This window comes from Bacillus sp. GW823-FHT06A10, assembly GCF_058795375.1.
Genome location: NZ_JBXAHT010000002.1, coordinates 1,025,949 through 1,043,607 on the forward strand (window position 1 = coordinate 1,025,949; position 17,659 = coordinate 1,043,607).

The following is a 17,659-nucleotide window of genomic DNA, read 5'->3' on the forward strand; positions in this document are numbered from 1 at the left end:
CTATTTGTATTTAAGGATGGAGAGGGAAAAATGAAAAAACAAATTACAGCAATTACTCTAGCAACTACTCTTGGATTGAGTCTTCAACCAATTATAGGTGCAGCAGAAACAAATCAAAATGTACAAGCAACACAACAAAGTGGTTGGATTGAAGATGGAAATGGCACATGGTTTTTCTATGATCATGGTGTGAAGAAAACAGGCTGGGTATTAAGTAATGATAAATGGTATTACTTAGATGGTAATGCAGGCGGCGCCTTGAAAACTGGTTGGTACCAAGAAGGCGAGAAATGGTTCTATTTAGATCCATCTGCAGAGGGTCCAAAGGGTGCAAAAAAAGTTGGATGGGTTCAAGTATATGGAAAATGGTATTATTTAGATCCAACAACAGATGGCTCTATGAAAACTGGTTGGGTTCAAGTACATGGGCGATGGTTCTACTTAGATGGTAATGACGGTGGAGCTATGAAAACAGGTTGGATTCAAGTAAATGGAAGATGGTTCTACTTGGATGCAGAAGGAGCTATGAAAACAGGTTGGGTATTAAGTAATGATAAATGGTATTACTTAGATGCAGAAGGAGCTATGAAGACTGGTTGGTACCAAGACGGAGAGAAATGGTTCTATTTGGATCCAGCTGCGCAGGGTGCAAAAAAAGTTGGCTGGGCTGAAGTGAATGGGAAATGGTATTATCTAGATCCAACAACAGATGGCTCTATGAAAACAGGTTGGGTTCAAGTAGATGGAAAATGGTACTACTTAGATGGTAATGCAGGTGGAGCTATGAAAACCGGCTGGAATAAAATTGATGGGAAGATGAGCTATTTCAAAGAAGATGGACAATGGATTGAAGGTACTGAGCGAACAGTCAGAGCAACAGCATATACAAATGATCCAGCAGAAAATGGTACACCTGCAGGGCAACATGTGTATACAAGAATGGGAGATGATTTGACTGCTAATCCTAATTTGAAAATTATTGCTGTAGATCCTTCTGTCATACCTCTTGGATCGAAAGTTTATGTTGAAGGCTATGGACCTGCAGAAGCTAGGGATACAGGTGGAGCTATTAAAGGGAATAAAATAGATGTATTTGTTCCTTCTAAAGAAGTTTCTTATAATTGGGGTGTAAAAAACGTTAAAATATATGTATTACCTAAATAAAAGTCATGTTTTTTAGGTTGATAGTTATTTGCGTTTGTAATTTAAAAATTTTGAGTAGAAATAGAGCAGCATTTAAATTATAGGTAGAAGAAAATAAATAAAAAGTTCAGTCCTTATATTATAAAGGTACTGAACTTTTTTGTTTATTTAATAGATTTTTTACAATTCTATTGAATTCGGTAATATGATACTGATTTATAATTTAGATTCTACCATATCCAGCAAAGTGTTTAAGATTATAAGGTGAATTTAAACTTTGAATCTCTACACCTTTATCACCGGCCTGAATCATTTTACCATCACCAATGTGAATTCCTACGTGAGTGATATAAGGACCACCAGGATATGTACTATGTAAGAATACTAAATCACCAGGTTGAGGGTTAGTGATTTTTTGAGATTTATCATATAATCCTTGTGCTGTTGTTCTTGACATTGGATATCCAGCGTGATTAAACGCATAGTAAACGAATCCGGAACAGTCAAAACTATTAGGTCCGGTTGCTCCCCATACGTAGGGTTTACCGATATGTTTTTTAGCTTCAGTAATAATTTTATCCGCTTTACTAGCGACTTCACTTTTGAGTTGTCCATCATCGGCAAAAACATAGGTCTTTCCATCAATAACTACTTGTCCGGTTACCATCATACCGCCTTTATTACCGTCTAAATAATACCATTGTCCATTTACTTGAACCCAACCGGTTTTCATAGAGCCATCTGTTGTTGGATCTAGATAATACCATTTCCCATTCACTTCAGCCCATCCAACTTTTTTTGCACCCTGCGCAGCTGGATCCAAATAGAACCATTTCTCTCCGTCTTGGTACCAACCAGTCTTCATAGCTCCTTCTGCATCTAAGTAATACCATTTATCATTACTTAATACCCAACCTGTTTTCATAGCTCCTTCTGCATCCAAGTAGAACCATCTTCCATTTACTTGAATCCAACCTGTTTTCATAGCTCCACCGTCATTACCATCTAAGTAGAACCATCTCCCATGTACTTGAACCCAACCGGTTTTCATAGAGCCATCTGTTGTTGGATCTAGATAATACCATTTTCCATATACTTGAACCCATCCAACTTTTTTTGCACCCTTTGGACCCTCTGCAGATGGATCTAAATAGAACCACTTCTCGCCTTCTTGGTACCAACCAGTTTTCATGGCGCCGCCTGCATTACCGTCTAAGTAATACCATTTATCATTACTTAATACCCAGCCTGTTTTCTTTACACCATGATCATAGAAAAACCATGTGCCGTTTCCATCTTCAATCCAACCATTTTGTTGTGTTGCTTGTACATTTTGATTTGTTTCTGCTGCACCTATAATTGGTTGAAGACTCAATCCAAGAGTAGTTGCTAGAGTAATTGCCGCAATTTGTTTTTTCATTTTTTGTAATTCCCTTCAATTTTTTACAACAGTTTATTATACATTTTAATTTGTTAAATCTCAATATATAATTTAACGGATTTTAAAATTTTTGATTTTTAATTATCTATTTATTTTATGAATGAAATTAGATAAGCAATTTCTTGAAATAAAGTAGCATATTACTAAAAATAATCTATCTCTTCAATTTTTTGTGGAACAAAATTATATTTAGGATGTGAAGTTATTCATAAATTTTCTATTGTGTAACTCAAAAGAAAAAGTCCTATAAAGTTATAAATATCAAGGGCTGTAGCGTTTGGCTTAGTTACACAAAATATAAGATATGGATAATTTAAAAAGTATTATATAATGAAATTGTTATACATAGGATTAATAGGAGGTTTATTTATGCGATTATCATCTATGAAAGAATACGATAATATATTGTTTGGCTTTTTTAAGTTTAGTCAAAAACAATATCTTGAACCATTACAAGCAGGAAACTTGTATATGAACAACTTTAAATACTTTGTTGATCTCCAAAAAAGAACTGGTGAAAAAGGAATGGGAGATATTGATGAAGTAGCAGCTATTATTAAGAATGCGAATGTAACGATTAAAAGACACGGAACAGATGAAATAGTTGCTAGTGGAACAGCAGGGAGATTGCGTTTTAGATACCAGGCCTTTTTAAATTATCCAGTATTCTGCTTGTTTACCATTGAATCGGATATGTTAGAGATTATTGATATAACGGATGATTATATTGAAACCGAAGTTAAATTTACAGAAGAGCAAAAAGAACAAATGGCTGGTCATTTTGGTGAATGCGCATTAGTAATACCACCCAATGCATTCAGAGAGAGAATTAAAGAAGTATTTGATCAGAAGGGAATAGAATATATTCATAATAAAGTGCAGTACTCAGATTTTGATATTAATCATCAAGAAAGAATACAGGCGTATTTAAGTGGAGATACATCATTGTTTTTCAAAAAGGATATATTCTTTGAACCTCAACGTGAGTATAGATTTGTAATATTAAATAATGAAGTAGAGCAAAATTTTGAAATTAATATTGGAGATCTAACTGAACAAACTGGAATAATAAGTACTTCAGATTTATTAAACGGAAAGTATGGTATGAGAATTCCAAGAATTAAACCTGCTAGTGGAACAGTCTAAGGTAAATAAGGTGATTTAGTGGCAGATTCGTGACCGCTTTTTGGCAGTAAGTGTGCCGGTTGTTTTGGAATCAACGTGATATATTTGTATTGTGAGAAGTGGCGGAAAACACAACTCGCTATGTTGTTCTTATATTTCTAAACGGTTCGTAATGACGGCACATAAAATCCGAAACCAACAGATGGTAATGATTGAATGATACCGTTATTAAGGAGAGCTTTTGCTCTTCTTTCAATCGTTGACTCCGAGAAAAGTAGAAGTAACTACGAGAGAGTGACGTAGTGTCGGCGATTGAAAGAGGTGTACAACCTCATAACTACACAAATTAAAAAATATGTAGTACACAAACAAGACTTGTCTATTTATAACACCGCTACCTTTTATGGTAGCGGTGTTTTCCATTATCAATCGTAAAACTTCATTTACTGTATTTAGAGTAATAACATAAGAAATTGATGAAAGGGCAACTGATACATGGTTGCTCTTTTATAATTTATTCCTGTATAGAAATGATGTAATATTATATTGGAAGTAATTTCTAATATGGGAGTGGATAAGATGAGTATTAAAGATAGACTAGAGTTAATAAACACACCAGATGATGTATTTGAAACTGCTGGAGATCTATTGGAAAAGGGACATGAAGTGGTTGGTACACTATCTGAATGTAGTCCATATCTTAATGTAGCTAATAAATGGATGAATAAAAGAAGAGAGAACAAGTGCAAAGAGTTCCTTCAAGGATTAGGAATGAAGGTGCTTTCACAAGAAGAGCTTACTACTGATGATTTAAAAAAATTAGATAAGTTATTGAAGAAAAACGTAAATAGACTGCTAGTTTTAGATATTTTAGAAGAGGCCACAAAAACAGTATCTGATACTGCTTCAAGATTATTAGGAATTATAGCTGGTCAAGTAATGAACGAAGAAAAAAAGTTTGAATATAACGAATGGGTTCTTGTTAATGGTCTAAAAAATATGAATGAATGGGATCTTGAAAACCTAAAAAAAATATACTTATATTTTGATTCAAATCCAGATAGGAAATCCACAAATTCTACAAGTGTGTATCTGTATTTTTCTCCGCAACATTCTGAGAATACAGTAGACTCTATAAGGAAGGAGCTTGAAGGTGATGAAGAATATCAAATGCTTAGGTCATCTTTAATGCGGATGAATAGTCTTCAAGTTTTAGGTACAGGTGAAATGACTTTTGATGACGATGGCACAACAGTTACAAGTAATAAGGTGGGTTATGAAATCTACAAACTACTTAACCTACTTGGCTAGATATAGATAAAGAAAAGATAAAAAGCATTCCATATGGGGTGCTTTTTTATTTTGGATCGAGAGGTGGTGGTTCATGTGTTTTGGTTATTTAAGATGTTTGCACATGATGTTAAGATTCTTGGTTACGATGTAATTCAAGTGTTAAAAGGATGGAATCACGAAAATGAAAAAGTAACTATAACTTCAATACAATTCAATGATTCGATAGATAAGATGGTTGAAAAAGAAATGGAACAATTGAAAGCGATAAAGGTGGGAGAATTTAATGAAACTAACTAAACAAGAACAAACAGCTATTTTTGGTAGTTTGATTAATAACGTTCTTGGACTGGAATTAGCCAAGGAACACATTGATCCACAGAAATTAGAAAAGGCTGTAGTTTTACATAACGAAATAAATGATATTACGACACCAAAGCAAACGCGTGAAGCTCTTATTAATGTATTAGATAAAGTGATAGATGAATTCCTTGAGATTAAGGAGTGAGTATAGATGCAATTAACGAAACTTGAGAAGGCAATTGTTCTTGGTACAATCCTTAACGCTATTGAGGAAGACAAGCTTGAAGAATATGTGGAATTAGAAACATTGAGACCAGTAGTTAAAGTGCTAAATAGATTGCATAAGAGAACAAAGTCGGAAGAAAAGGAAGAAGCTATTACAAACTTAATCAGTAAGTTGATGGATGATCTATTAAACGATAAGGAGTGAAGGCAAATGGAACTAACTAAACTAGAGGTAGCAATTGCTCTTAGTGCATTCATTCAAGGATTAGGTGAGGAAGAACTTGATAAAGGTAATGATTTATTAAAACAAATAGCGAATGAATTAGATAATATAGTCAGTAACTCAACACTAAATCAAATGAAGGAAGCTGGTGAAAGTGTTGTAAGTAAATTCATTCAAAAGATATTAGAAGATGAAGAACAATGAAGCAATACAAAACCAAACAACAGAAGCGCAAATTCTATGACAGTGGTGAGTGGAAGAGCATACGGGAACAAGTAAAGAAGCGAGATAACTATGAATGCCAAGAGTGTAAGCGCAATGGTAGTGTTCGTGTGGACACCAATGAGTACAGTGAAAGTGCAAAGCGTAAGAAGATTCAACTCGTTGTCCATCATATAAAAGAACTTGAACATCATCCAGAACTTGCATTAGAAATAGATAACTTGGAAACAGTCTGTGTGGATTGCCATAATAAAGAACACGGTAGAACATTTAAAAAGAAACCGAATAAATGGGAGAACGATGAAAAGTGGTAAAAATGATTCAATAATAATACCCCCCTTAAAATATTTCATCAAAAATTGCTCTAAGGGGCACCGGAGGAGGGGGTTAACTGTCAGGTTTTTTTCGAAATTACGCACGTAAGGGGGGTGGGTAGATGGCAGTCAGTATTACAAAGTTAAAGGAACAGCTAATGAACAGTATTGATGTTGAAGATTTAGTCGAGGTTGAAAAAGTAGAACGATACATTGATCTAGTTAAAGCATTTAGAAAAATAAACAGGACTATCAATAAGGAAGGTGAGTCTGTTACAGTCAAAAACGGATCTCAAGTTTTTGTTAAGGCCCATCCTCTTATAAGTGAGAGAAATAAAATTAACAGTTCTTTAATTGCTTTAGGAAGAGATATAAAGTTTGTTTGTAAACCAAATATTCCTAAGGCTGGTTATAATAAAAGTGATTTAACATGATTAGGCAAAAGTATGTAGAAGAATACATTGGACTTTATCGAAGTGGAAAAATAAAGTTCAACAAAGAGAGAGAACTGTTAATTAATTATCTAGAAAAATACGTTTTAAACAGAGACGATTTGTATTTTGATGATGAAATGATTCAGGATTGTATCAACTTCGGTGAGAAGTGGTATTTTCCATTGCAGCCATTTCAAAAATTCTTAATAGCATTCGTTTTTTTGTTTTATAAGAAAAATGGACGCGTATTTTATCGGAAATTCCTATGGATGTTAGGACGTGGTGGCGGTAAAAATGGTCTGATATCTGTAATTATTCACTTTTTAATTAGTGAATTGCACGGTATTCCAGAGTATAACATCTCTGTTGTTGCGAATAGTGAGGAACAAGCGAAAACAAGTCCTGACGAAGTGCATAAATGCGTAAAGAAAAATGAGGTTTTACAGAGAGCGTTTAAAACCACATTAACTCAAACTGTTTCAAAGGCTACTGAAAGTATACTAAAGTTTAGAACTTCCAACGGGGATACAAAAGACGGTTTGCGTGATGGTGCAGTTGTATTTGATGAAATACATCAATATGAAAGTAATAAAGACGTTCGCGTCCATATCAGCGGCTTAGGGAAAAAGAAAAACCCTCGTGAATTTTATATTGGTACAGATGGTTATGTACGAGATGGCTTTTTAGATAAACAAAAAGAAAAAGCTATGAAGGTTTTAAATGGTGAAGCTCGTCCTAATGCCGTATTTCCTTTTATCTGTAAGCTTAATGATGAAAAGGAAGTTGATGATATTGATAATTGGGAATTAGCTAATCCTATGTTATCGCAGCCACTAAGCGAGTATGCTGAGGGATTACTTGAAACGATAAAGGAAGAATATGAAGATTTAGAGGATGATCCAAGTAACCGAGAAGAATTTATGACAAAGCGTATGAACTTACCAGTTACAAATCTAGAACGATCTGTTGCAAAATGGTCAGAGATTCTTGCTACAAACCGTCCATTCCCTGATTTATATGCTCAAGAATGCATAGGAGCGTTAGACTTTGCGAGTATTCGAGATTTCGCAGCATGTGGTCTTTTATTTAGACAAAATGGTGAGTACATTTTTAAAACCCATTCCTTTGTGCGTAAAGAATTTGTTGATATTTATTATGGTTATTCTAAAAAAGCTGGCGAGTATAAAAAACAAAAATTTGCTCCTATAAAAGATTGGGAAGAGCAAGGTTTGTTAACAGTTGTGGACGAGCCTACTATTAATCCTCAACATATTGTTGATTGGTTTGTAGCAATGCGCGAGCAATATGGAATCAAAAAGATTATAGCTGATAACTTCCGTATGGAAGCAATAAGACCACTATTAGTAGCAGAAGGGTTTGAAATAGAAGTAATACGAAATCCAAAAGCAATTCATAGTTTGTTAGCTCCACGTATTGAAATGGCGTTTGCAAATAAACAAATTGTTTTTGAGGATAATCCACTAATGCGTTGGTATACACAAAATGTGTTGGTTGTTATCAAAGCTGATGGAAATAAAATATACGAAAAGAAAGAGCCTGTTCGTCGAAAAACAGATGGGTTTCAGTGTTTTGTTCATGCTCTTTATCGGGCGGATGAGATACAAGAAGCTACTGATTTTGTTATAGGCAATATTAAATTCTAATAAAGGGGGTGATAACCATTGGATGGTTAGGTTCAGTATTTAAAAGAAATAAAGAACTAGAATTCATGTTGGATCTGGACATAATAACAGATACAGCAAACAGGCTTCATATGAAACGATTGGCGATTGATACATGCGTTTCATTTTTAGGAAGGACGATTAGTCAATCTGAATTTAGAGTAAGAAATGGTAAATCATTTAAGAAGGATGAGCTTTATTATCGATTAAACGTAAGACCAAACAAGAATATGACTGCAAGTACCTTTTGGGAAAGGTTTGTTCGCAAACTTATTTATGATAATGAGTGTTTAGTTATACAAGCAGATGATGGTGATTTACTTATTGTAGATGGATTTCAACATAATGAGTACGCTGTGTTTGAAGATACTTTTACGGATGTAAGGGTAAAAGAATATACGTTTAAGAGAAGTTTTAAGCAAAGCGAAGTTATTCATTTGAAGTATCGGAATGATAAATTAACCCCACTTATTGATGGATTATTTGCAGATTATGGGGATTTGTTCGGCAGAATATTAAACTCTCAAAAACGTAAAAATCAAGTTCGTGGAACAGTTGATATGGATATGATTGGTGCTAAAACTGAGGAACAAATAGCAAAGTTACAAGAGTTTATAGACAACATGTATAAGTCAATTGGTTCGAAAGATATAGCTATTGTTCCACAGCAAAAAGGTATTAATTATAACGAGATATACAATGGTGTTGCAAATGGCCCAAGTGTGGAAGAAATCAATAAAGTAACAAATGGTTTTTTAAATCAAGTAGCTATGGCAATCGGTATTCCTATAGCTTTGATATATGGAGAAATGGCTGATGTAGAAAAGCAAACGAAAAATTATATGCTTTTCACAGTACGACCATTATTAAAAAAACTATCTGATGAAGCGAATGTTAAATTCTTTGAAATGAGTGAATATCTTTTGGGACAAAAAATTGAGGTTAAAGCTGTTTCCTATCAAAGTATATTTGATCTTGCGACAAGTATTGATAAGCTCATTTCTTCAAGTGCATTTACAGGAAATGAAATTCGTTCAGAAGTAGATTATGAAGAGTCAGATGATCCAAACCTAAATGTCCATCATATTACGAAGAACTATACAAAATTAAATGAATCTGAAGGGGGTGAGAAAGAAAATGACGGTGAAAATTGACGTGAAAGGACCAATTATTTCGAATGATGAAGCTTGGATTTATGATTGGTTTGAAATGGATGCTGCAAGCCCAGGTAAAATTTCAAAAGAACTAAATAATGCCAATGGTGATGATTTGATTGTATCGATTAATAGTCCTGGTGGTTATGTACACGAAGGGTCAGAAATTTATACAGCATTAAAAAATTATCCTGGTCATGTAGAAGTTCAAATTGTCGGTTTGGCTGCAAGTGCGGCTTCTGTTATTGCGATGGCTGGTGATAAAGTCCGAATTTCACCTACAGCACAAATTATGATTCACAATGCTTCTATGTGGAATGGTGGAGATCATCGTGATATGGAAAAAGCTGCTGAAATGTTGAAAACAACTGATCGAGCAATTGTAAACGCCTATGTCATTAAAAGTGGTAAATCAGAAGAGGAACTACTTCATATGATGGCTGAAGAAACTTGGATGGGTCCACAACAAGCATTAGAAAATAATTTTGTGGATGAAATCATGTTTATGGATAATCAGGTTAAAATGACAGCGTCAGCTTCTACTGCTGCCATGCTTCCGCAGAAGGTAATCGATGGCTTTAGAAATGGAACCATGAACAAAAGCCCAGGGATTACAAAAGAAGATTTAAATGCAGCATTATCAGGTTTGAAAAATGAAATTCTGAATGATTTACAAACGAATACAAATCCAAAAGAGCCTATTCAAAAGCCTGTTCATACAAAACAGAATTTGAGTACGCTCTTTTTAAATTTAGGAGGAAAATAAAATATGGTTATTAAGTTTAATAATTTCGAAGAGAAAAAACTAGCTTTTGCAAAAGCAACACAGGATGGTACAGCAGAAGAACAATCAGTAGCATTAAACTCCATGATTGAAGCACTTGCTACAGATGTACGAGCAGATATTTTAAATCAAGTGAATGAATCAATGGTAGATCGTTCTATTATGCAATCTCGCGGTGCTAATGTACTAACAAGTGAAGAAATGAAATTCTTTAATGCCGTTGTTGAAGATGGTGGTTTTAAATCTACTGAAACTTTGCCTAAAACAACACAAGAGAGAATTTTTGATGATTTAGTTCAAGGTCATCCGTTATTAGAGCATATTGGCTTAGAGAATTTAGGAGCCGTGACAGAATTTATTTATGGAGATCCAGAGGGTGCAGCTGTATGGGGACCGTTATTTGGTGATATTAAAGGGCAATTAAATGCTACATTCCGAAAAGAATCAATTACTCAACTGAAATTAACAGCATTTATTCCATTAGCAAATGATATGTTGAAGCTTGGTCCAGTATGGGTGGAACGATATGTTCGTACAATGATTACAGAAGCAATGTCAGTAGGTTTAGAACGTGGTTTTGTAGCTGGTACGGGTAAAAATGAACCTATTGGATTATTAAAAGACCCTAGCGGAAGTGTTACGAATGGAGTATATCCAGATAAAAAAGTTGCTGGAACTTTAACTTTTGAGCCTGGTCGCAAAACAATTAATGAACTAAAAGGCGTGGTCAAATTATTGGCTAAAAAATTAAATCCTGATGGTAAAACAGATGCAGATCGACCAAAAAATATTGCTGGTAAAGTAGTTATGGTAACAAATCCATTCGATACTTTTGATATTCAAGCAAATGCTACGATTCAAAATGCGGCAGGTGTATATGTAACGAGCTTACCTTTTAATCCAATCCCAACAGAATCTGTATTTGTACCTCAAGGACAAGTGGTTTTCTTTGTTAAAGGAGAATACATTGCAGCGATGGGTGGAACAGAGACAATCAAAAAGTATGAAGAAACATTAGCTTTAGAAGATGCAACTGTTTATATTGCTAAACAATATGCTACAGGTAAACCGAAGGATAAATACACTTCACAAGTTTATACACTAAAGCTTGAAGAAGTAACTCCACCAACACAAGGATGATGTGAATGAATACAGTAATTTCGAATGAAATATTACAGCAATTCAAAGATAGGATGCACTTAGGGGATGAGGAAGACGACAACCTAAAACGCATCCTTTCTACGTCTAACAAGGCATTACTTAGGATTTGTGGGAATTATGATTTAAATAAAGACGAGGAGTTCAAAGAATTAGTCTTTGAACGTTCTCGTTATGTTTATAACGATGCATTAGAGTATTTTGACAAGAATTTTTTAAGTCAAATTAATAGTTTAGGTATTGATAAAGCATTAGAAGAAATTAAATTAGACGGTGATTAATATGCGTCCTTTTCAGTACAAGAAACCACTTAATACAGGTGATTGTAGAAATCGGATTATCATTGAGCAACCTGAAGTAATAAAAGATGATTTGAATCAAGAAGTTGAAACAGATAATTGGCAAGAAGTAAAAAAAGCATGGGCAATGATAAAAACGGTAAAAGGCTCGGAGTACATTGAAGCTTCGGCATCACAATCTACACGAATTTATCGGTTTGTGATGCCTTATACAGCAGGTATTACAGAATTAATGCGAATCAATATGAAAGGTCGTATCTTTGATATTATCGAACCGCCAATGAATGATGATGAAATGTATCAAACGTTGACTATTATCGCAAAGGAGCATACTTAATATGAATGATTTTGCGAGCGAACTTGCTAGAGAATTACAAAGATATGCCCATGTTGTGGAAGAAGAATTGTTGACAGCGCAAGAAGAAGTTGCTGATGTTGCTGTAAGTAAATTAAGACAAAGTGGTCCTAAAAAAACAGGGGCTTATCGTAAAGGGTGGCGTAAGAAAAAAGAAGGTAATGGCGTTGTCGTCCACAATATAAAAGGGCAACTAACGCATCTTTTGGAAAATGGCCATGCGAAGGCTGGTGGTGGACGTGTTCCAGCTCAAGTCCATATTCGTCCTGTTGAAGAGTATGTAATTAATGAAGTACCAAGACGAATTGAAAGGGCGCTTGAATAATGACATTAGGTGAATTAACAAAAATTCTTGAAGCTACAGGTTATCCTGTGGCTTATTCGCATTTTACAGCAACGCCAGGTAAGCCAGTACCAGCGCCACCTTATATTTGTTTCCTTGTGGATGGATCAGCAAATTTAATGGCTGATAACAAGGTTTATCACAAGATAGACGATGCAAATATTGAGCTTTACACAACTAAAAAAGATCTAGTTGCAGAAGCCAAACTTGAAAAAGTCCTAGACGATCATGATATTCCTTATGACTCGTATGGGACTTTTATTGAATCTGAAAAATTGTATCAAAAAATATACGAAACGAGGTTGATGTAAATGAATGAAAACAAAGTAGCCTTTGGTCTGAAAAATGTCCATTATGCACTCTTCGATATTAAAGATGGTGTAGTTACATTCAGTACACCGATTCCATTACCAGGTGCAGTTGAATTAACGTTTGATCCACGAGGGGATTTAATTGAATTCTACGCCGATGACATGCTTTACTATGCAGCAAGTAATAACCAGGGTTATGATGGGACGCTATCTATTGCGACTATTCCAGAACAATTTGCAGTCGATGCACTAGGAGAAGAATTAGACGAAGAAGACGGCGTATTAAATGAATTAGCTGATGCGAAAGGAAAACCATTTGCATTGTTATTCGAATTTGATGGAGATGTACGAGCAACACGCCACGTTATGTTTAACTGTTCGGCAAGTCGTCCAACACTTGCATCTAAAACGAAAACTAATTCAGCGGAGCCAAATACAAATGAACTTAAATTTGTATCAAGCCCTATTGATATTAATGGAAAGCGCATGGTTAAAACGAAAACTACAACTAAATCAAAACAAGAAATTTATAATAATTGGTACAAAAAAGTTTATACAAAAGTACCTGCATTACCAAAAGGAGCGTAATAGTACATGGAAAAGACAATTACAATAGACGGAAAACAAGTCAGATTAAAAAGTACAGCAGCGACTGTTAAACGATATAAAGCGCAATTCAGACGTGATTTATTTGCTGATATGTTTAAGTTAGGGATTTTGTCTCCTTCAAATCCTCAAGAGGGTTCACTAGCCACTATTGATTTAGCAAATGCAGATTTAAGTAAGTTAGATTTTGAAGTTGTTTATGATTTAGTTTGGTTATACGCGAAAACAGCAAATCCAGAAATTGCTGAGCCAATTACATGGTTAGACGGTTTTGATGAATTCCCTATCTCAGAGATTATTCCGGGAATTATGGATATGATTCAAAGTACAATGGGAGCAAAAAAAAAATAAACAAAAGTAATGGAGAGCAAGGGACTTTCAGTGATGAAGAATTAACCACTGATACGTTTCTTGCTCTTTGTTATAAGGCGAAATTAACGCATTGGGATTTAGAAGTTATGACAATTGGTGATTGTTTTGATTACATTGCTGAATTTGCTGAAATGGAGAAACCAGATAAAGACAAAACTCGTAAAGCGAACCAAAAAGACTTCGATACATTCTAAGAAAGGGGTGAGATGATGGCAGGAGGAAGAATTAAAGGGATTACAATTTCTATAGATGGAGAAACTACGGGTCTTCAAAATGCCTTGAAAGATGTAAATAAACAGAGTGATTCTTTGGCTAAAGAGTTAAAAGATGTTGAGCGTTTATTAAAATTTGATCCAGGTAACGTTGAAGCGCTTGCTCAAAAACAACAGTTACTCACACAACAAATAGAAAATACAACGCAGAAATTAGATAAATTAAAGGCAGCGGAACAACAAGTGCAAGCCCAATTTCAAAACGGTAAAATTTCTGAAGAACAATATCGTGCTTTTCGACGTGAAATTGAATTTACAGAAAGATCTCTTAATGGACTGAAAAATAAACTTGGAAATATGAAGGCTGAACAAGATAATGTAGCGAGTTCCACAAGGCAATTAGAAACATTGTTTAGCGCGACTGGGAAAAGTGTTGATGATTTTGCAGGAGCATTAGGGAATCGTCTTGTGAATGCAATTAAAAGCGGCACAGCAACAAGTAGACAATTAGACCAAGCGATTGGTCTAATTGGTCGTGAGGCGTTAGGAGCGGAAGGCGACATTGAAAAATTACAGCGAGCGCTACGGTCTGTGGATGCCGGAAACTCAATACAACAAGTTCGAAATGAGTTAAGAGATTTACAGCAAGAGGCTAGTAGAACTGAGAAAAAGTTTGAAGGTCTAAAAGTTGGATTAGAAAATGTTATCGGTGGAATGGCAGCCGGTGGGGGAATTGCAACGGCTATTGAAAAAGCAATGGATATGTCAAAGCTACAAACAAAAATTGATATTTCTTTCGATGTTCCTGAGTCCTCAAAAAAATCAGTAGAGGAAGCAGTAAGAGGCATTTCAGCATATGGATTAGATGCTGAAGAATCGCTTGAAGGTGTAAGAAGACAATGGGCTTTAAATAAAAATGTTAGTGATGAAGCAAATGCTTCATTTGTAAAAAGCGCAGCTGTTATTTCTAAAGCATATGCAGGTATAGATTTTACTGAATTAATTCAAGAAACAAATGAAATAGGAAATGAATTAGGGATTTCCCAAGAAGGCGCTCTCGGTATGGCTGATGCCTTATTAAAAATGGGTTTTCCAACAGAACAATTAGATATTATTGCCGAATATGGTGGTCAGTTAACGCGGGCAGGATACAACGCTGAAGAAGTACAAGCTATTATGGCAGCTGGGGTTGAAACAGGAACTTGGAATATCGATAATTTGCTAGATGGACTGAAAGAAGGTCGTATAAAAGCGGCTGAATTCGGTCAAGGTGTCGATAAGGCTATGAAAGAAGCACTTGAAGGTACACAAATTTCAGCAGAACAAGTTGAAAAATGGGGGCAAGCTGTAGCCAATGGTGGTAAAGAAGGTTCAGCAGCTATGACTGAGATTGCACAAGCTCTATCACAAGTTGAAGACGAAACAAAGCGTAATGAATTAGGTGTTAAGTTTTTCGGAACAATGTACGAAGATCAAGGGCAAAATATCATTAATACTTTGCTAGGAGCGAAAGATAAAACAGTCGATTTTGGAAAACAACAGGATAAATTGAATGACTCTATTAAAAAAATGGATGCAAACCCAGCAGTTAAATTTCAAAAAGCAATGCAGGATTTACAAGTTGCACTTCAGCCGGTTCTTAGTGTTATAGCTGATGTCGTTGCTAAAATAGCTGATTGGATTTCTAATAATCCTAAATTAGCAGCTACATTAGCAGCTATTGCCGTAGCTATTGGTGTAATTGCTGGAGCATTTATGGCTTTAGCACCAATTGTTGTCGTCATATCGAGTATAGGGGCTGCAATGATGGGATGGGTAGCGTTAATCGCTGTGGTTGTAGCTGCTGTAGTTGCCTTGGGCGTACTAATTTATCAAAATTGGGATTCTATAAAACAATGGACCATTGATGCTTGGAATGCAATTGGAGAGTTCTTAGTAGGAATATGGGACGGTATTGTGCAATGGGCAAGTGATACCTGGAATAGTATTAGTGAATCTACATCGGAAGTTTGGAACTCAATTAAGGAGTTCTTAATAGGCTTATGGAATGGAATAGTTGAGTTTGTTGTAACCTGGGGAACCGCTATTTTAGAAGCATATGTTGGTATTTGGACTTCTATTTTTAATTTCTGCATGGAAATTTGGAATGGAATTGTAGAATATCTTACTTCTGTATTGCAAGGAATAGCAACTTTCTTCACCGAGGTATGGACTTCAATATCGACGTTCTTTCAAGATACCTGGAATGGATTAGTTGCCTTTCTAACTCCTATTTTGCAAGGGATTGCTGATTTCTTCTCTATGATTTGGAATGGTATTTCTACAGTGGTTCAAACTGTATGGAATTTCATTTCTCAATACTTACAAGCGATTTGGACAGCTATTTTGTACTTTGCAACGCCAATATTTGAATCGATAAAGAACTTTATTGGTTCTGTATGGAACGCTATTAGTTCAGTAGCAAAAACGGTGTGGAATGCTATAGTTTCTTTTCTTCAGAGTTGTTGGAATGGTATTGTTTCGGTTGCAACTTCTGTCTTTGAAACACTTAAAAATTGGATTGTGAATGTATGGAATGTTATTAGTTCCACCACAATGACGGTGTGGAATGCAGTAAAAGGATTTTTACAATCTTGCTGGAACGCACTAGTTTCTATAGTCACACCGATTTTTCAATCAATCAAAGATTGGATCGTAAATACCTGGAATACAATTAGTGCCACTACAAGCGCAGTATGGAATACAATTAAAAGTTATCTTTCTAGCTTATGGAATTCAATTGTTTCCACAGCTAGTTCAATTTTTAATAGCATTAAATCAGCCATTTCAACTGTTTGGAATATGATTAGTAGTACAAGTAGCAGCGTGTGGAATGGTATTAAATCAACTCTTTCAAACATTTGGGAAGGTATCAAATCAACCGCATCATCAGTTTGGAATGGGCTAAAAGATGCTATTATGACTCCTGTTCGTTGGGTAACAAGCGCTGTTAGTGGTGCATTTAATGGAATGAAGTCAGCAGTATTAGGCGTGTGGGATGGAATTAAGAGTGGTATTCGTACAGCTATCAACGGAATCATTCGTATTATTAATAAATTCATAGATGGCTTTAATACACCAGCAGAATTGTTGAATGAGATCCCAGGAGTTAGCGCTCCAACTATTCCACATGTACCAATGCTCGCTAAAGGCGGAAAGCCAGTAGGTGATGGTTCATTTATCACAGGAGAAGCCGGACCAGAGTTATTTACGAAGAAGGGTAATTCAATCACAGTTACACCTTTATCATCGAAAGAAAAATCGCTTGGTATTACAGGGACTATGAATCAATTAATGGGTGACATGAGCCGTATGATGGCTAGTTCTATGAATCAGCTATCCGGATTAAAGTCTGTCATGAGTGGTGTGTATGGAAGTATGTCGAATAGTAGACAAGCTATGACAAACAGTGTATCGAATCAAGTATTTAATCAATCCTCTGGATCATCTGGTGGCGGAGTAATCCCGATGCTTGGTGGCGATTTAGTTGTGGAAGTTCCTGTTGTTTTAGAAGGACGAGATGTGGCGCGTGGTACTTATCGATATACAACCGAGTATCAAGAAAGAGAAGAAAAAAGAAACTCAGACTTTTAAGTTTGGGTTTCTTTTATTTTATAAAGAAAT

Annotated in this window: 21 protein-coding genes; 20 read left to right on the forward strand and 1 reads right to left on the reverse strand. The window is 35.3% G+C overall.

What is annotated here, in order from left to right; genetic code table 11:
* The first annotated feature begins 30 nt into the window (after nucleotides 1-30).
* Complete coding sequence (locus AC1Q8M_RS20235; RefSeq protein WP_277472525.1) at nucleotides 31-1,164, forward strand: 3D domain-containing protein; 1,134 nt, start codon at nucleotides 31-33, stop codon at nucleotides 1,162-1,164.
* A gap of 202 nt (nucleotides 1,165-1,366) precedes the next feature.
* Here the strand turns inward: AC1Q8M_RS20235 and AC1Q8M_RS20240 are convergent, their stop codons facing one another.
* Nucleotides 1,367-2,563: a C40 family peptidase gene (locus tag AC1Q8M_RS20240; RefSeq protein ID WP_492334175.1), complete on the reverse strand. Its 1,197-nt coding sequence runs from the start codon at nucleotides 2,561-2,563 to the stop codon at nucleotides 1,367-1,369.
* A 390-nt stretch (nucleotides 2,564-2,953) separates the two neighbouring features.
* On the opposite strand from AC1Q8M_RS20240, the gene AC1Q8M_RS20245 reads away from it, so the two are divergent.
* From AC1Q8M_RS20245 to AC1Q8M_RS20335, 19 genes are all read left to right on the forward strand, one after another.
* Nucleotides 2,954-3,730 carry a hypothetical protein gene (locus AC1Q8M_RS20245; RefSeq protein WP_335390680.1) on the forward strand — a complete coding sequence of 259 codons (777 nt, stop codon included), beginning with the start codon at nucleotides 2,954-2,956 and terminating at the stop codon, nucleotides 3,728-3,730.
* A 558-nt stretch (nucleotides 3,731-4,288) separates the two neighbouring features.
* Nucleotides 4,289-5,020 carry a hypothetical protein gene (locus AC1Q8M_RS20250; protein WP_335390679.1) on the forward strand — a complete coding sequence of 244 codons (732 nt, stop codon included), beginning with the start codon at nucleotides 4,289-4,291 and terminating at the stop codon, nucleotides 5,018-5,020.
* Nucleotides 5,021-5,095: 75 nt separating this feature from the next.
* Nucleotides 5,096-5,299: a hypothetical protein gene (locus AC1Q8M_RS20255; protein ID WP_335390678.1), complete on the forward strand. Its 204-nt coding sequence runs from the start codon at nucleotides 5,096-5,098 to the stop codon at nucleotides 5,297-5,299.
* Nucleotides 5,286-5,507, forward strand: a complete 222-nt coding sequence (locus tag AC1Q8M_RS20260) for a hypothetical protein (RefSeq protein ID WP_335390676.1) — start codon at nucleotides 5,286-5,288, stop codon at nucleotides 5,505-5,507. The genes AC1Q8M_RS20255 and AC1Q8M_RS20260 overlap by 14 nt, the downstream gene beginning before the upstream one ends.
* A 6-nt stretch (nucleotides 5,508-5,513) precedes the next feature.
* Nucleotides 5,514-5,732, forward strand: coding sequence for a hypothetical protein (locus tag AC1Q8M_RS20265; protein ID WP_335390675.1), 219 nt, complete (start codon nucleotides 5,514-5,516; stop codon nucleotides 5,730-5,732).
* Nucleotides 5,733-5,738: 6 nt separating this feature from the next.
* Nucleotides 5,739-5,954, forward strand: coding sequence for a hypothetical protein (locus AC1Q8M_RS20270; RefSeq protein WP_335390674.1), 216 nt, complete (start codon nucleotides 5,739-5,741; stop codon nucleotides 5,952-5,954).
* Complete coding sequence (locus AC1Q8M_RS20275; protein WP_335390672.1) at nucleotides 5,951-6,286, forward strand: HNH endonuclease; 336 nt, start codon at nucleotides 5,951-5,953, stop codon at nucleotides 6,284-6,286. Before AC1Q8M_RS20270 ends, AC1Q8M_RS20275 begins: the two co-directional genes overlap by 4 nt.
* A gap of 122 nt (nucleotides 6,287-6,408) precedes the next feature.
* Entirely contained in the window at nucleotides 6,409-6,720 is a 312-nt protein-coding gene (locus tag AC1Q8M_RS20280; protein WP_069355644.1) for a P27 family phage terminase small subunit, read from the forward strand.
* Entirely contained in the window at nucleotides 6,717-8,384 is a 1,668-nt protein-coding gene (locus AC1Q8M_RS20285) for a terminase TerL endonuclease subunit (protein ID WP_492334176.1), read from the forward strand. The genes AC1Q8M_RS20280 and AC1Q8M_RS20285 overlap by 4 nt, the downstream gene beginning before the upstream one ends.
* Before the next feature lie 8 nt (nucleotides 8,385-8,392).
* The gene (locus AC1Q8M_RS20290) at nucleotides 8,393-9,556 is read left to right on the forward strand and encodes a phage portal protein (protein ID WP_492334177.1); all 1,164 of its coding nucleotides are present in this window, start codon (nucleotides 8,393-8,395) and stop codon (nucleotides 9,554-9,556) included.
* The gene (locus tag AC1Q8M_RS20295; RefSeq protein ID WP_492334178.1) at nucleotides 9,540-10,322 is read left to right on the forward strand and encodes a head maturation protease, ClpP-related; all 783 of its coding nucleotides are present in this window, start codon (nucleotides 9,540-9,542) and stop codon (nucleotides 10,320-10,322) included. Before AC1Q8M_RS20290 ends, AC1Q8M_RS20295 begins: the two co-directional genes overlap by 17 nt.
* A gap of 3 nt (nucleotides 10,323-10,325) precedes the next feature.
* On the forward strand, nucleotides 10,326-11,480 hold the full coding sequence (locus AC1Q8M_RS20300) for a phage major capsid protein (RefSeq protein ID WP_492334179.1): 1,155 nt from the start codon (nucleotides 10,326-10,328) through the stop codon (nucleotides 11,478-11,480).
* Nucleotides 11,481-11,485: 5 nt separating this feature from the next.
* Entirely contained in the window at nucleotides 11,486-11,779 is a 294-nt protein-coding gene (locus AC1Q8M_RS20305) for a hypothetical protein (RefSeq protein WP_001098850.1), read from the forward strand.
* Between the two features lies 1 nt (nucleotide 11,780).
* Nucleotides 11,781-12,134 (forward strand): phage head closure protein, encoded by a 354-nt coding sequence (locus tag AC1Q8M_RS20310; protein ID WP_492334180.1) that lies wholly within the window; start codon nucleotides 11,781-11,783, stop codon nucleotides 12,132-12,134.
* 1 nt (nucleotide 12,135) lies between these two features.
* Entirely contained in the window at nucleotides 12,136-12,477 is a 342-nt protein-coding gene (locus tag AC1Q8M_RS20315) for an HK97 gp10 family phage protein (RefSeq protein WP_341065994.1), read from the forward strand.
* Nucleotides 12,477-12,806, forward strand: coding sequence for a hypothetical protein (locus AC1Q8M_RS20320; protein WP_492334181.1), 330 nt, complete (start codon nucleotides 12,477-12,479; stop codon nucleotides 12,804-12,806). The genes AC1Q8M_RS20315 and AC1Q8M_RS20320 overlap by 1 nt, the downstream gene beginning before the upstream one ends.
* Nucleotides 12,807-13,394 carry a major tail protein gene (locus AC1Q8M_RS20325; protein WP_098570344.1) on the forward strand — a complete coding sequence of 196 codons (588 nt, stop codon included), beginning with the start codon at nucleotides 12,807-12,809 and terminating at the stop codon, nucleotides 13,392-13,394.
* Nucleotides 13,395-13,400: 6 nt separating this feature from the next.
* On the forward strand, nucleotides 13,401-13,763 hold the full coding sequence (locus tag AC1Q8M_RS20330) for a hypothetical protein (RefSeq protein WP_492334182.1): 363 nt from the start codon (nucleotides 13,401-13,403) through the stop codon (nucleotides 13,761-13,763).
* Between the two features lie 227 nt (nucleotides 13,764-13,990).
* A complete protein-coding gene (locus tag AC1Q8M_RS20335) occupies nucleotides 13,991-17,629 on the forward strand; it encodes a phage tail protein (RefSeq protein ID WP_492334183.1) in 3,639 nt (1,212 codons plus the stop codon).
* Nucleotides 17,630-17,659 lie beyond the last annotated feature (30 nt).